This is a genomic window from Streptomyces sp. SID14436, from assembly GCF_010548465.1.
Lineage (GTDB): Bacteria > Actinomycetota > Actinomycetes > Streptomycetales > Streptomycetaceae > Streptomyces.
In genome coordinates, this window is the sequence record NZ_JAAGMD010000113.1 from 1 (window position 1) to 849 (window position 849).

The window sequence follows — 849 nt, forward strand, 5'->3', positions numbered from 1 at the left end:
CCGTCCGCCCGGGCCGGCCGGGTACGGGGGCCGTCCCCCGGGGCGGGGGACCCGCGGGCGCGTCGGACAGGTCCCGCACGATCCGCTGCCAGACCCGCTCCGGCGGCGCCGTCGGCAGATCCACGACGTCGGCCGCCCGGGCCGCGGCCACCACGCGGGCCATCGCGCGCAGTTCGTCCCGGCACCGCCCGCACTCCGCGAGGTGCCGCAGGGTGCTCTCGTCACCGTGGGCGGAGTGCCCCAGCGCCAGCTCCACCAGGCGCGCCTGTTCGACGTGGGCCACCGTGCCCTCCTCGTCCCTCGTGTTCGCTGACGGCGCCCCGCGCCCCCGTGCGGTCCCGTGCCGCCCCGACGCCCCCGTCAGGACCCGGCCGGTACGGCGGTGACGATCAGGTTGGACCGGTAGCCGCCCCGGTCGGGAAGGAACGGCGGGGCGCAGGTGACGAGCGTGAGAACCGGGTCACCCGTCCGGCGGAAGACGGACGGGGGGAGCTCGTCCTGGGGGACGGTGCGGCGCGCCACGACCCGGTGGACGACCGGATCCGCTCCGCGGCGCAGCACCTCGACCCGGTCGCCGCGCCGCAGGTCCCGCAGCGCGGCGAACTCGCCCAGTGCGCCCGTCTCGTCGTCCACGTGCCCGGCCAGCACGGCCGACCCCTGGCCGGCGCCCGGGGCCGGACCGAAGCGGTACCAGCCGGCCACGGCCGGGTCCGCGGGCACGGTCATGGTGCCCTCCCGCGTCACCCCGACGGCTTCGATCCGGGCGTCGAGTCCGACGCGCGGCACCCGGATCCGCCGTGGGGGAGCGGCCGGGCGGCTGGTGTCGCCCGCCGGGGCCGCCGCCGCGTC

The 849-nt window shown here is 79.3% G+C and carries 1 protein-coding gene and 1 pseudogene; both read right to left on the reverse strand.

Annotated elements, in window-relative coordinates; translation table 11 throughout:
* Positions 1-283, reverse strand: a pseudogene (locus G3I53_RS04190) (hypothetical protein); the annotation flags it as partial.
* Between the two features lie 77 nt (positions 284-360).
* Positions 361-849, reverse strand: a 489-nt coding sequence (locus G3I53_RS04195) for a class F sortase (RefSeq protein WP_203616673.1), incomplete at its 5' end; no start/stop codon positions are given.